General features: G+C 66.9%; 11 protein-coding genes and 2 pseudogenes. 5 read left to right on the top strand and 8 right to left on the bottom strand.

What is annotated here, in order from left to right; all coding sequences use genetic code 11:
• Positions 1-411: 411 nt before the first annotated feature.
• Positions 412-1,509, bottom strand: a complete 1,098-nt coding sequence (locus OHA58_RS03075) for an integrase core domain-containing protein (protein WP_405476109.1) — start codon at positions 1,507-1,509, stop codon at positions 412-414.
• 258 nt (positions 1,510-1,767) lie between these two features.
• On the opposite strand from OHA58_RS03075, the gene OHA58_RS03070 reads away from it, so the two are divergent.
• Positions 1,768-2,898 carry a hypothetical protein gene (locus OHA58_RS03070; protein WP_405476106.1) on the top strand — a complete coding sequence of 377 codons (1,131 nt, stop codon included), beginning with the start codon at positions 1,768-1,770 and terminating at the stop codon, positions 2,896-2,898.
• Positions 2,899-2,966: 68 nt separating this feature from the next.
• Here OHA58_RS03070 and OHA58_RS03065 read toward each other — a convergent pair.
• Positions 2,967-4,064 (bottom strand): annotated as a pseudogene (locus tag OHA58_RS03065) (integrase core domain-containing protein).
• A gap of 341 nt (positions 4,065-4,405) precedes the next feature.
• On the opposite strand from OHA58_RS03065, the gene OHA58_RS03060 reads away from it, so the two are divergent.
• Both OHA58_RS03060 and OHA58_RS03055 read left to right on the top strand, forming a co-directional pair.
• Complete coding sequence (locus tag OHA58_RS03060) at positions 4,406-4,786, top strand: YrdB family protein (protein WP_405476104.1); 381 nt, start codon at positions 4,406-4,408, stop codon at positions 4,784-4,786.
• Positions 4,753-4,941, top strand: a pseudogene (locus OHA58_RS03055) (hypothetical protein); the annotation flags it as partial. The gene OHA58_RS03060 and the pseudogene OHA58_RS03055, both read left to right, overlap by 34 nt.
• A 25-nt stretch (positions 4,942-4,966) precedes the next feature.
• On the opposite strand, the gene OHA58_RS03050 reads toward OHA58_RS03055, so the two are convergent.
• The 6 genes from OHA58_RS03050 to OHA58_RS03025 form a co-directional block, all read right to left on the bottom strand.
• Positions 4,967-5,866: a formylglycine-generating enzyme family protein gene (locus OHA58_RS03050; RefSeq protein ID WP_405476101.1), complete on the bottom strand. Its 900-nt coding sequence runs from the start codon at positions 5,864-5,866 to the stop codon at positions 4,967-4,969.
• A 95-nt stretch (positions 5,867-5,961) separates the two neighbouring features.
• Positions 5,962-7,371, bottom strand: coding sequence for a sulfatase (locus OHA58_RS03045; protein ID WP_405476098.1), 1,410 nt, complete (start codon positions 7,369-7,371; stop codon positions 5,962-5,964).
• A gap of 751 nt (positions 7,372-8,122) precedes the next feature.
• Positions 8,123-8,644 (bottom strand): integrase core domain-containing protein, encoded by a 522-nt coding sequence (locus OHA58_RS03040; protein ID WP_405476095.1) that lies wholly within the window; start codon positions 8,642-8,644, stop codon positions 8,123-8,125.
• A gap of 54 nt (positions 8,645-8,698) precedes the next feature.
• Positions 8,699-9,106 (bottom strand): hypothetical protein, encoded by a 408-nt coding sequence (locus OHA58_RS03035; RefSeq protein WP_405476092.1) that lies wholly within the window; start codon positions 9,104-9,106, stop codon positions 8,699-8,701.
• Positions 9,107-9,183: 77 nt separating this feature from the next.
• A complete protein-coding gene (locus tag OHA58_RS03030; protein WP_405476090.1) occupies positions 9,184-9,516 on the bottom strand; it encodes an integrase in 333 nt (110 codons plus the stop codon).
• Between the two features lie 89 nt (positions 9,517-9,605).
• Positions 9,606-10,427, bottom strand: a complete 822-nt coding sequence (locus OHA58_RS03025) for an IclR family transcriptional regulator (RefSeq protein ID WP_405476088.1) — start codon at positions 10,425-10,427, stop codon at positions 9,606-9,608.
• A gap of 144 nt (positions 10,428-10,571) precedes the next feature.
• Between OHA58_RS03025 and OHA58_RS03020 the strand changes: the two genes are divergently transcribed.
• Together OHA58_RS03020 and OHA58_RS03015 are read left to right on the top strand one after the other, a co-directional pair.
• The gene (locus OHA58_RS03020) at positions 10,572-11,519 is read left to right on the top strand and encodes a 5-dehydro-4-deoxyglucarate dehydratase (RefSeq protein WP_405476085.1); all 948 of its coding nucleotides are present in this window, start codon (positions 10,572-10,574) and stop codon (positions 11,517-11,519) included.
• On the top strand, positions 11,516-12,808 hold the full coding sequence (locus OHA58_RS03015; RefSeq protein ID WP_405476082.1) for a glucarate dehydratase family protein: 1,293 nt from the start codon (positions 11,516-11,518) through the stop codon (positions 12,806-12,808). Before OHA58_RS03020 ends, OHA58_RS03015 begins: the two co-directional genes overlap by 4 nt.
• Positions 12,809-12,852: the final 44 nt, after the last annotated feature.

The following is a 12,852-nucleotide window of genomic DNA, read 5'->3' as shown; positions in this document are numbered from 1 at the left end:
GTCTTATGGGTATGGGCTTGCGCTCTTCGCGCAGGTCACGCTCGCTCCCAGTGGGAGCGGGGCTGGGAGCGGCGTCCCCATAACGGGAACCGACGGTATGGGGCCGTGCGAATTCTTGGCCCCATGTCCGATTTTCAGGACCCCATATGCCCGATTCTTGTCCGGGCTGTTGTGTGCGGCATCGAGAAGTTGAACGCGGTTGGGAGACGCCACCAAGGTGGGAAGGGCGCGGCGCGGCAGCAAGTAGGCAGGGTTTCGGTGGCTTTCCGGGGACCAATTCCTCGATAGCGGTCGAACGCCGCCCCGACCCGTGGGCGGGGCGGCGTTCGACGCGGGCGGGACTCAGACGATCGGCAGGCTCCAACTCGGCCCGGAAGGCGTTGTGGGTGCCGAAAAGGTCATCCGAGCGGGTCAGGCTGCATGGTGGTATTCGTGGAGCATTCCGCTGAGGCGGTCGCGTCTGCGTATGTTCAGGTGGGCGATCTGGCCCGGATTGGTGACCGGCTCGGGGTGTGAGCGTAGAGGTGATGCTTGGCCGAGTGCACGATGCGGGCGGTGGTTGTTGTAGTGGTCTTCGAACTCTCGGAGGGCGCGGAGGAGATGGTGTGGGTTCCAGATCAGTGTGCGGTCGAGTAGTTCGCGGCGGCAGGTGCGTACCCAACGTTCCATGATCGCGTTCATCCGGGGCATGCGGATGCCGGTGAGCACCACTTTGATTCCGGTATCCGCGAGGATCGCGTCGAACAGTTGGGGATACTTGCCGTCCCGGTCCCGGATCAGGAATCGCGCATGATGACCGGCGTCCTCCAGGTCTATGACGAGGTTTCGTGCGGCTTGCGTGACCCAGGCGGCGGTCGGGTGCGCGGTGGCGCCCAGGATCCGGATCCGACGACTGGCGTGCTCGATCACCGCGAGCACATGCAGCCGGGTACCGGTAAGCGTGACGGTCTCGAAGAAGTCGCACGCGAGGAGAGCATCCGCCTGTGCGTGCAGGAAGTCAGCCCAGGTTGTGGTGGGGCGCTGCGGAGCCGGATCGATTCCGGCGGCGCGTAGGATCTCCCAGACGGTGGAAGCCGCGATCTTGATGCCGAGCATGGCGAGTTCGCCGTGGATCCGTCGGTAACCCCAGTTCGGGTTCTCTTTCGCGAAGCGCAATACCAGTTGCCGGATGGAGCGCACGGTCCTTGGCCGGCCGGTGCGCTTAGGGCGTGAGCGGGCTGCGTGCCGACACCTTGTCAGGTCGCGGTGCCAGCGCAGCACCGTGTCCGGCCGAACCAGCAGCCGCAGCCTGCTCAGGGCATGTCTGGGCAGACGATGGAGCAGGGCGGCGAGGAACGCACGGTCCTCGGGATCGAAGTTCGGTCGGGCTGTACCGAGCTGCCGTTCAAGGACTGCGAGCTGGTGCCGCAGAGCGAGGATCTCCACGTCCTTGTCTCGATCGCTCAACGGCAATAGCCGCAGCGCGGCGAAAGCGTTCGTGACGGCCAGATAGGCCAGGCGTAGTAACACGATCGAACATCATGCCGGAGCTGAGCTGGCGGGAGCGGTCGATCAGCCCTCCGGGACCCGATTGTCCAGCCAGGCCCTTTCGCCAGCGCGGATGGACTTGTCGGCACGCACAACGTCGACTCGTACTCCGTCATCGACCTGGAGTCGGAGAGGCCGACGATTGAGCAGCGCATACAGGGAGTCGACCTGAAGCCCCGGGAGGTCGTCTACCTCCAGCAGCCGGTCCCTGGCGCAAACGCTCAGCGGACGCAGCAGGAGTTGATCGGAGCCGCCGTCAGACAACTTGGTCTGCCCGAGCTGCCGATGAAGGTGTACATCGCGACCGAGGTGCAGGCGCATGAAGCCTATTTACGCCACTGCGTCGAGAACGGCATCGATTCGCTGGTGGAGAAGCCGGTCCTGGCTCCGCTGGTGGACGGCCGGTTCGCGCCGTCGCGTATCACCGAGGTCATGCAGGACCTCATCGCTCAGGCTGATCGCACCGGCGCTAAGCATTCCGTGATGACGCTGAGCCGGTATCACCGAATCTACAACGGGGAAGTGATCCGATCGCTCGAAGAGAGAGTGCGGGACTGGCAAGCCCCCGTCACGTCGCTCCACCTGCGAGCCGCCGGCGGTGTGTGGAACCTTCAGCGCGAGTACGAGTCGCGGGATGACCACCCCTACCGGCATGGCTACGGGATGATGATGCACGGCGCCTACCACTACGTTGATCTCGCTGTGCAGTGCCTGTCCCTCAATAAACTCGTGTTCCCTCATCGCCGCTTCAGGCTCGAAGTCAGCTCGTTCGGTGCCTTCCCGGCCGATCAGCACCTGCGAATACCAAATCCGACCGCCAGGCGGTTCAAGGACGGGCAACCGCGCTGGCCGCACGCCGAGAACCTGGCGCATTCCTTCGGCGAGACGGACATCACCGCTACGTTCCGTCTGGTCGACGTCGCTTCGGAGCGGACCCTGACCGTCGGGACGCTTTCCTTCGAGCAGACGACGCCCTCCATACGCAACTGGCAGGATCTCCCGGACGACGTATACAACAAGAACGGCCGCACTTCCAGTGTCGACCTCGAAGCACAGCTGTCCACGCTGTATTCGACACACGTCCATTGCTACGACGTGCCCCGCGGGCAGAACACGGACAGGATCGACGCCTTCGCTCGGCTGACCACGAGGGCGAACGCCGCTCTGCTCCGGCAAGAGACATACACGTCGGTCAAGACGTTCGACGGGCTGTTCCACAGCGACAGCAACCGGGAGCTCATGGAGAACTGGCTGCGGGGGACCGAGAGCAGGAGCACGCTGTCGGCCCACCTGCTGCCGATGAAGGTCACTGAAGCGCTGGCCTCCTCCCTGGGCACGCCCGGCCGGACCGTCGAGATCGCCGAGTTCTAGATGAACCCCCATCGCTCGTCCCTCTAGCCCCAGGTGGTTGCGCTTGCCGGAAACCTCATCCATCGAGGTCAGGCGGCGTGGTGGTACTCGTGGAGGATGCCGCCCAGGCGATCGCGTCTTCGTATGTCGAGGCGATTGAGCTCCTCCGGATCGGCGACCGTCACGGGCAGGGGACGTAGCGGGCGGGCGTTCGCAATGCCCTGATGAGGCCGATGGGAGTTGTAGAACTGTTCGAACTCGCGCAAGGCGTGGAGCAGATGCCGCTGATTCCAGATCAACGTGCGGTCCAGCAGCTCGCGCCGGCAGGTCTGCACCCATCTCTCCATGACCGAGTTCATCCGCGGCATCCGGACGCCGCTGAGGATGCTCTCGATCCCCGCATCTCGCAGGACGGCGTCGAACAGCTCGGGGAACTTGCCGTCCCGGTCTCGGATCAGGAACTTGGCCTTGGATCTGGCGTCTTCGAGGTCCATGACCAGGTTCTTTGCGGCCTGCGTCACCCAGAGAGGGGTCGGGTGTGCAGTCGCGCCCAGGATCCGGATCCGTCGGGTGCTGTGCTCGATCACCGCGAACACGTACATCCGCGCCCCGGACAGGGGGACCGTCTCGAAGAAGTCGCACGCCAGCACGGCCTCGGTCTGGGAGTGTAGGAAGTCTGCCCAGGTACTGGAGTTCTGTTCGGGCGCTGGGTTGATTCCGGCCTCCTTGAGGATCTCTCATACGGTGGAGGCAGCCACCTTCATGCCGAGGATGAGCAGTTCGCCGTGGAGGCGCCGGTAGCCCCGGTTGGGATTCTCCCGGGCCAGGCGCAGGACCAGAGCGCGGATGGAGTGCACGGTGCGAGGCCGGCCTGGTCGCTTCGGGCGCGACGCGGCAGCGAGGCGGCGTGTGGCCAGGTCGCGGTGCCAGCGCAGCAGCGTGTCCGGCCGGACCAGCAGTCGCAGCCTGTGTAGCACATCCCGCGGCAGCCTGTGCAGCAGTGCCGCCAGAAACGCCCGGTCACTCGGGCTGAATCGCACCCCTTCCTTGCCGAGTTGGCGCTTCAGCACCGTGATCTGATGGCGCAGGGCGAGGATCTCGACGACCTTGTCTCGGTCGCTCTTCGGCAACAGGCGCAGCATCGCGAACGCGCTAGTCACACCCAGATAGGCAAGTCGCAGCAGCACGGCGGACCATCATGCCGTGTTGATCACCAACTTCACCAGCACGTCATCCCGCCCGACCGCGATCAACTCGTGCACCCCCTCCCACCAGGGCGGATGAGTTTTCGGCACGGGCAGGGTTGTGAGGCGCTGGCTGTCCTGACAGCCGACGACACGGTGACCGCCGGCCTGCCGGCCGAGGTCGCGGAGGAGATCGGGGGCGACCTCCGCCCGCCCGGTGAACGAACCTGGCCTGAGGCTGAGTTCCCTGGATGAATAAGTCCGATGTCTGATCTGGTGGTTCTTGAACTTGCTGTGCGGCGGTCTGTGATCCTGGAGGGACTACGACGGAGGGAACTGCGCGTATGTCGTCCGGGTATGGCTTTCACCCGTTGTCTCTCGGTGTGAGGTTCGTATTGGAGCTGGTGGCTCTGGTGTGCTTCGGGCTCTGGGCATGGGCTGTGGTGCCTGGTTTCCTGCGGTATGTCTGCGTGGTTGCCGTTCCCCTGATCGTGGCCGTGCTGTGGGGAGTCTTCGCCACCCCAGACGATGCATCCCGGTCCGGGGGGACGGTGATTGCGACACCTGGTCCGCTGCGGTTCCTGCTGGAGCTGGCTGTGTTCTTCGGCGGTGCGGCGGCGTTGTACGCGGCGGGATCCCGCAGTCTCGCCGTGGTGCTCGCCGGCGTGCTGGTCGTGTACCACCTTCTGTCGTGGGACCGGGTCTTGTGGCTGGTCAGGCATTGAGTCCGCCCCAGCCCACCCTCGCGGTCGCGCAGGCGCTGCTCGGCGTGCATTCCGAGGCGCGCTGGTTGCGGTACGCGCACACGCACTTGGCCGCGATGTTCCCGTACCTGCCGCAGCAGTCCGGGTACAACAAGCGCCTCAAGGCGGCATTGCCGGGCACAACCCCCAGGGAGGACCTTGCTACCGGCCCTCGGCCGCCACGCGGAAGCCGATGTTAGCCGTCGAGCTGTCGGGGGTGTTACGGCTGCGGGCCGCGACGCGGTAGCGGTTGCAGTACGAGTCGTGGCACAGGTAGGAGCCGCCGCGCATGACGCGGGAGATGTCCGGGACGAACCAGTCGGCCGTCCACTCCCAGACGTTTCCCACGGTGTTGTAGAGGCCGTAGCCGTTGGGGCGGTAGGACTTCGCGGGTACGGTGCCTGGTCCGCCGGGACCCGTGTAACGGGCGGGGAAGTCGCCCTGCCAGATGTTGAGCATCATCCGCCCGCGCGGGGCCAGTTCGTCACCCCACGGGAAACGGCGCCGGTTGAGTCCGCCGCGGGCCGCGTACTCCCACTCGGCCTCGGTGGGCAGGCGTGTGCCGGACCACTCGCAGAAGGCCTGGGCGTCGTTCCAGGAGATGTGGACGACGGGGTGATTCTGGCGCGATTCGATGGATGACCCCGGGCCTTCGGGATGCCGCCAGGTCGCGCCGGCCACCGCCCGCCACCACGGCACTTCGGCAACGGGCTCCGCCGTGTCCGCGAGTTCCTCGGGGAGGAGGCCGTAGAAGACGAAGGAGGAGTTGAAGCTCTCGGCCTCAGTGACGTAGCCGGTCGCCTTGACGAAGCTCGCGAACTGGGCGTTGGTCACGGTCGTGGGGGCGATCCGGAAGGGGACGACCTCGACCTCGCGGACCGGGCCCTCGTGGTCGGCCGCGATGCCGTCGGGGTCGTCACCGCCCATGAGGAACCGACCGCCGGGCAGGCCGATCAGCTGCTTGGCGATCCGGAGTGCCGTCTCGGAGCGGGGCGGTGCGGTGGACGCGGCTGGCGCGATCGTGAGAGTGGCCCGGCCGGGTGTGCAGCAGGAGGAGGACATGACATCTCCGAGGTTCGATGATGAGGTCGGCCGGGTGCCCGTGAGAGACGGGCACCCGGCCGGATGGTGCGGACCGGCCGGCGCGGCCAGTACGGCTAGCTCACGCGGTCGGCGGCGAGCTGGTCCCTCAGGGCCGGGATGCCCAGAGCTTGCTCGTCCGCGGAGGTCGCCCCGTAGAGCTTGTTGGTGAGTTGGTACGGGTCGTTCGTGAGGTCGTAGTGCTCGCGGAACGCCACCTCACCGGTGCCGACCACATTGCCGTTGGTGTCGGTGTGGAGCTTGTAGTACTCCGTGTACTGCTTGTCCTTGGCGACGTACGAGGACCACGTGTGCGGGCTCCCCGTCTGGTGGACGCCCTGCTCCCACCACTCGACCAGCAGGTGGTCACGGCTGTAGGTGCCGAGCAGCGACTTGCCGTCCTGCGGGGTGTTCGCGGTGATCCCGGCCGCGTCGAGGATGGTGGGCGCGATGTCGATGTTGGCGACGATGCGGTTGTCCGTGGTCCCGGCGCCCAGGCCGCCAGCCGGCCAGGACAGGTAGAACGGCACCTCGTGAGACGGGGAGTAGGGCACCGACTTCTTGGACCATCCGTGGTCGGCCCAGGTGTAGCCGTTGTCGCTGATGTAGATGACGAGGGTGTTGTTGAGCTGGCCCAGGGACACCAGCTTGTCCTTGAACGCCTGCACCGCGTCGTCGACAGACAGCAGGGTGCGCAGCTGCCGCTGCCGCAGCGCCTGGCCGTCGGCGAGGGTCTGGTTGGCGTTCTGGATGTAGTCGGGCTTGTCGCTCTTGTCGGTCTCGAAGACGGACGGGCGGCCGTTCCAGTCCGGCACCACGGTGTTGGCGTACTGCGTCTCCGGGGTGTTGGGCTCGTGCGAGGCCTTGGGGGTGACGACCGCGAACCAGGGCCGGGTGTCGGTCGCGGCCTTGTCCAGGAAGGCCAGGGTCTTGTTCTTGATGATCGTGGTGCTGTAGCCGGCGATCGTGTGGACGGTCCCGTTGTCGTTGTACGTGCCGTCGTTGTAGACGACCGGGTCCTCAAGCACCCACTCCTCGAAGTGCGGTGGGTTGTCGCTGACGTTCCAGGCGTTGAGGTACTTGCCGAACAGGCCGGTGCGGTAGCCGGCCTGCTTCAGGTAGCGCTGCACCGTGGTGTCCTGGTCGAGCTTGTACGGGTGGCCGTTGTCGAGCACGCCGTGGTTGTGGGCGTAGCGGCCGGAGAAGACGGAGGAGCGGGAGGGGGCGCACAGCGGCGTGGCGACGTGGCCGTCGGTGAACTTCACGCCCTGACCGACGAGCCAGTTGATGGTCTTCGAGGTCGCCCAGTCGGTGTGCTTGGGCTGGTCGTCAGTGATGATCAGCAGGATGTTCGGGCGGGTGGCCGCCGCGGCCGGAGTGCCGGTGGCCAGCTGGGCGGCCGCGGGGACGGTGACCGCCGCGGCAACCGCGGCCGAGCTCGCGAGGAAGCCGCGTCTGCTTACCTTCGACTGCTCGTGCTCACTCATTTAGTTTTCCCTTTTCTTTTTTGAGCGGGGTGAATTCAACTCGCAAGTGAATGAAAAAGGCGCGCAGAATTCCCGGAGTCCTCGTTTGGGATGTACGGGGATTTGCGAATGAGGAACGGGAGGCGGGAAACTGTGGCCCAGTCGAGGCGCGATCGGCCGCGGCTGGTCGGAGCCCGATGTCCCGTTGAATGATGAGGCGTTGACCGGCTGCTCAGGGCCCGGACGAGCGGCGCCCGAGCCCGGCGGTCACGCCGCGGCGGCCTTACAGAGCGTACTCGCCAGCCGTCCGAAGTCGACGTGCCGACGAGCAGCGAGAATCACTGCTGCCATGGCTGTGAGAGTAAAGGGGCGAGTGAGGTCTGGGCAATGGGGTCAGGATGAATATTTTAGAACCCGGCCCTATTGTTGCGGGGATATTGCTGGTGCAGACCTGAGCGTTGTCCCCTAATCGCTGGTCATGCGTCGCCAAACATCCTCATGCCGGCTTGGAAGCATCAGGTCGTCACTGAGGTTTTCTCTATGAAGATCACTTCCAACGCTGGTTGAGGACGAGTGCGGCGCGGGTGATGTCGCCGATGCGGCAGGGGCTGAGTGTGACGCGCGTGAGCGCACGCCAGCGTTCCTTGAGCTCGGCGGCGGCACGTTCCCCCAGGGCTCGGACGTTGCGGGTGCCGAAAAATCATCCGGCCTGGTCAAGCGGCATGTCGGTACTCGCGGAGGGTTCCGCCGAGTCGGTCTCGTCGGCGGACCTTCAGGTCCCCGAGCTGCGGTGGGCCGTTGACCGGTTGGGGGAGCGGGCGGAGTGGTGCGGCTTGCTTGAGGGTCCGTGGGGTCGGTGCTCGTTGTAATGGGTCTCGAACTCACGTAATGCGTAGAGGAGGTGGCTCTGGTTCCAGATCAAGGTGCGGTCCAGGAGCTCGCGTCGGCAGGTCTGTATCCAGCGCTCCATGAGGGAGTTCATCCGGGGCATCTGGATGCCTGTGATGATCACCTTCTGGCCGGCGTCGGCCACAAGGGCGTCGAAGGCGGTCGTGGACTTCGAGTCGCGGTCGCGGATCAGGAATCTGGCCTTGCTGCTGGCGTCATCGAGGTCCATGAGGAGGTTACGCCCGAGCTGCACGATCCACTGCGCGGTCGGGTGCGCGGTGGCGCCCAGGACCCGGATGCGCCTTGTCGAGTGCTCGATGACGGCGAAGACGTACAGCCGCGCCCGAGCCAGGGTGCGGACCTCGAAGAGATCGCAGGCGAGCAGTGCGTCGGCCTGGCTGCGCATAAAGTCCGCCCAGGTCGCGCTCTGCCGTTCGGGCGCGGGCGGGATGCCGTGCTCCTAGAGGATCGGCGACCTTGATGCCCAGCGCCGCAAGCTGTTGTCATGTGCCAGGCGCGGCACCAGGGCGCGAATCGAGCGGACGGTCGGCGGGCGCCCGCGACGTTTCGGCGCGCAGGTCGCGGCATGGCTCCGCGTGAGCAGGTCGCGGTGCCAGCGCAAGATCGTCTCTGGGCGGACCAGCAGTAGGAGATGCCGCAGCTTCTCTCTTGGCAGGCGGCGGAGCAGACCGGCCAGGAACACTCGGTCGGTGTCGGTGAACGTCGGCTTGCCGACCTGGCGTTGCAGGACCAGCAGCTGGTGCCGCAGGGCGAGGGTCTCGATGTCCTTGTCCCGGTCGCTCATTGGCAGCAGACGTAGCAAGGCGAAGGCGTTGGTGGCGGCGAGGTAGGCCAGGCGCAGCAGCACGAGAGATCATGATGCCGTCCGCATTGGTCCGCGGGAAAACAATCAAAGGTCGGTGTGCGCGGCTCGCCGATAGGTACTCAAGGCCGTGACCTGCGCGGATGATTTATCGGCACCCGCAGTCTTGTGGGGGAGGTCCACCTGTCGGCGATCAGCTCGCGATGCCGGCGCAGCAGCGTCGCCGGGGTGACGAAGAAGCTGCTCCAGCGTTCCCTGGGCAGCAGCCGTGAGAGGGCAGCCAGCAGTACACGGTCTCCCGGCTCGGGCTTCGGTCGACCGACTTGGCGCTGCAGGACGGCGATCTGGTGCCGTAGCACCAGCAGTTCGACGTCCTTGGCCGTGTTGCCCAGCAGCCGCAGGCCTGCCAGCTCCAACGACCTCCGTGCCAGGAGATAGATCCACGACCACCGCATGGACTCCGATCATCCTCGTGTCGGCTCCACCCTCGCAGGGAAACGGCCCAGACCAGCCGACCGAACCGGGATTTTCACGCGGGACAGGCTCAGCGCCAGTCGACTCCGCCCGCGCCCATGCCCTGCGCCAGTCTTACCTCGATCTCCTCGCGCGCCTTCTGCATCACGGTCACAATCCGCCGTTCGCGCGCCTCGGTGAGCCGCGCCACTGGCACCGAGCAGCTGATGGCGTCCTGCGCCGGCGCTTCGCCGTTCACGCGCAGCGCGAAGCCGAACCCGACGATGCCGGTGACACCCTCCTCGCGGTCGATCGAGTAGCCGCGCGCCCGCACCTGCGCGAGGTCGGCAACGAGCGCGGCCCTGGTGGTGTGGGTGCGTGGGGTCAGTGCCTCGTACGGTGCGTCCGGCAGTTCCGCGTCCGGGTGTTCGGCCAGCAGCGCCTTGCCGAGTGCGCCCGCGTGGGCGGGCAGCCAGCGCCCCACCCGGCTGATGGTGCGCAGATACTCGTGCGACTCGCGGGTCGCGAGGTAGGCGATGTCCAGACCGTCGAGGCGGGCCAGATGGATGGTCTCGCCGAGTTGCTCCGAGGCATCGTCCAGGTACGGGCGCACCACGCGGACCACGGGGTCGGTGTCCAGATAGGTGGTGCCGGTGAGCAGCGTGCGCAGGCCGATTCCGTACAGCGAGGCGGTGGCGTCGGTGCGCACCCAGCCACGTGCGATCAGGGTCTGCAGCAGCGCGTACATGGAGCTGCGCGGCACGCCCAGCTCGTCGGCGAGTTCCTGCAGTCGGGCGGGCCGGTCGCCGCGGGCGGCGAGGAGTTCGAGCAGGTCGACCGTGCGAGCGGCCGACTTCACCTCGCGCACGCCGGACTCGGGCGGCCGCACGACAGGCTCAACAGATTCGGACATGAGTCGATCGTACGTACCGTCCCGACCTGCGTGTCCGCGCCTGCACTTGATGCCGAATCGCTTGCTCGAAACCCATTGACGGGGTGGATTCCCGAGCCTACTGTCCATCCCCATGTGCGAACGTCATCTACATACGGAGACAGCATGGTGACTCGGACCCCCCTGCCCGGCACTGCGGCGCGGCTGCGCGACGGCATGGCGCAGGGCGTGCTGTCGTTCCCGCTCACCAGCTTCTACGCCGACGGCTCGCTCGACCTCGACGGCTTCCGCAGCTATCTGGCCGGGCAGCTGGAGACGAACCCCGGTGCAGTCTTTCCGGCCTGCGGCACGGGGGAGTTCAGCGCCCTTGACGAGGACGAGTACGGTCAAGTCGTTGCCGCCGCCGTGGAGGTGACGGCGGGCCGCGTCCCGGTCGTGGCCGGTACCGGCTACGGCTACGCCCAGGCGCTGCGCTTCGCCCGTATCGCCGAAGAGGCTGGAGTCGACGCGCTCCTCGTCCTGCCGCACTACCTCAACAAGGCCCCGCAGGACGGCCTGGTCGAGCAGCTCCGCCGGATCGCCGACGGCACCCGGCTGCCGCTCATCGCCTATCAGCGCGACCACGTGACGTACGACGGGGAGACCGTTCGCCAGATCGCCGCGATCCCCGGCGTCATCGGCCTCAAGGACGGCCACAGCGACCTCGACCGGCTCCAGCGCAGCACCCTCGCCGCCCCCGACGGCTTCCTCTTCTTCAACGGCGCCCCGACAGCCGAGCTCCAGGCCCGCGCCTATGCGACGGTCGGCATCCCGGCCTACTCCTCGGCCGTCCACGCCTTCGCCCCGGAGATCGCCAACGCCTTCTTCCATGCCCTGTCAGCAGGCGACGACAGCCGCGTCGACAAGCTGCTCGCCGACTTCTACGTCCCCTTCGTCGAGCTGCGCGACCGACGCCCCGGCTATGCGGTGTCCCTGGTCAAGGCAGCGGCACGGCTGCGCGGCCGCCCCGTCGGACCGGTCCGCGCACCCCTCACCGACCCGACCCCCGCAGATCTCACAGACCTCGAAGCACTGCTCACCGCCGGTCTGAACCTCGTTGGAGCCACCCGATGAACGACCTGACGATCACCGACGTCCGGCTGACCCCGATCCTCGTCGCCGACCCGCCGCTGCTCAACGCCCAGGGGGTGCACCAGCCGTATACCCCCCGCCTGATCATCGAGGTCACCACCGCGGACGGGATCACCGGCCTCGGTGAGACCTACGGCGACACCAAGTACCTGGAGCTGGCCCGCCCGTACGCCGAGAAGCTGGTCGGGCGGTCCGTCGCCGACCTCAACGGCCTGTTCACCCTCGCGGACGAGGTCGCGGTAGCCGAGGAGCGGGTGACGAACCAGGTGGACGTGGGCGGCCTGCGAGGCGTTCAGACCGCCGACAAGCTGCGGCTGTCCGTCGTCTGCGGCTTCGAGGTCGCCTGCCTGGACGCGCTCGGCAAGGCACAGGGCCTGCCGGTCCACGCCCTGCTCGGCGGCAAGGTGCGCGACGCCGTCGAGTACAGCGGCTACCTCTTCTACAAGTGGGGCGAGCACCCGAAGGGCGTCGACTCCGAGGTGGACGACTGGGGCGAGGCCGTCGACCCGGCCGGCATCGTCGACCAGGCACGCAAGTTCACCGAGCGCTACGGCTTCCGCTCTTTCAAGCTCAAGGGGGGCGTCTTCGAGCCCGAGCAGGAGATCGCGGCGATACGCGCTCTCGCCGAGGCGTTCCCCGGAAGCCCGCTGCGACTCGATCCCAACGGCGCCTGGTCCGTCGAGACCTCCATCAAGGTCATCGAGGCACTTCAGGACGTCCTGGAGTACCTGGAGGACCCCACTCTCGGTACGCCCAACATGGCCGCCGTCGCCGCCCGTACCGACGTGCCGCTCGCCACCAACATGTGTGTGACGACCTTCGACGAGGTCAAGGAGGCGTTCATTCGCGACGCCGTCCAGGTCGTCCTGTCCGACCACCACTACTGGGGCGGCCTGCGCAACACCCGCGAACTCGCCGCCATATGCCGCACGTTCGGCGTCGGAGTGTCGATGCACTCCAACACCCACCTGGGCATCTCGCTCGCCGCGATGACACACGTGGCGTCCACAGTCCCGAACCTGCACCACGCCTGCGACTCGCACTACCCCTGGCAGTCCGAGGACGTGCTGAACGAGCGGATCGCCTTCACGGACGGCAAGGTGACCGTCTCCGACGCCCCGGGCCTCGGCGTCACCCTCGACCGTGACAGGCTCGCCGTCCTGCACCAGCGCTGGCTGGACGACGACGGGACGATGCGCGAGCGCGACGACGCGGCCGCGATGCGCGTCGCCGACCCGGCCTGGGAAAGCCCGGACTTCCCCCGCTGGTGACACCAACTGTCTGACGGGAGCCGGGAGTTCGTACGTCCCGGCTC

The sequence above is a fragment of the Streptomyces sp. NBC_00009 genome (genome assembly GCF_045040855.1).
Lineage (GTDB): Bacteria > Actinomycetota > Actinomycetes > Streptomycetales > Streptomycetaceae > Streptomyces > Streptomyces aureus.
This window is presented reverse-complemented; position numbering and strand designations above follow the sequence as displayed.

What these genes read in the sequence shown, in the direction of transcription:
- OHA58_RS03060 (WP_405476104.1), top strand. Translation starts at nt 4,406, where the DNA reads ATGTCGTCCGGGTATGGCTTTCACCCGTTGTCTCTCGGTGTGAGGTTC.
- OHA58_RS03050 (WP_405476101.1), bottom strand. Translation starts at nt 5,866, where the DNA reads ATGTCCTCCTCCTGCTGCACACCCGGCCGGGCCACTCTCACGATCGCG.
- OHA58_RS03045 (WP_405476098.1), bottom strand. Translation starts at nt 7,371, where the DNA reads ATGAGTGAGCACGAGCAGTCGAAGGTAAGCAGACGCGGCTTCCTCGCG.
- OHA58_RS03040 (WP_405476095.1), bottom strand. Translation starts at nt 8,644, where the DNA reads ATGCGCAGCCAGGCCGACGCACTGCTCGCCTGCGATCTCTTCGAGGTC.
- OHA58_RS03030 (WP_405476090.1), bottom strand. Translation starts at nt 9,516, where the DNA reads ATGCGGTGGTCGTGGATCTATCTCCTGGCACGGAGGTCGTTGGAGCTG.
- OHA58_RS03025 (WP_405476088.1), bottom strand. Translation starts at nt 10,427, where the DNA reads ATGTCCGAATCTGTTGAGCCTGTCGTGCGGCCGCCCGAGTCCGGCGTG.
- OHA58_RS03020 (WP_405476085.1), top strand. Translation starts at nt 10,572, where the DNA reads ATGGTGACTCGGACCCCCCTGCCCGGCACTGCGGCGCGGCTGCGCGAC.
- OHA58_RS03015 (WP_405476082.1), top strand. Translation starts at nt 11,516, where the DNA reads ATGAACGACCTGACGATCACCGACGTCCGGCTGACCCCGATCCTCGTC.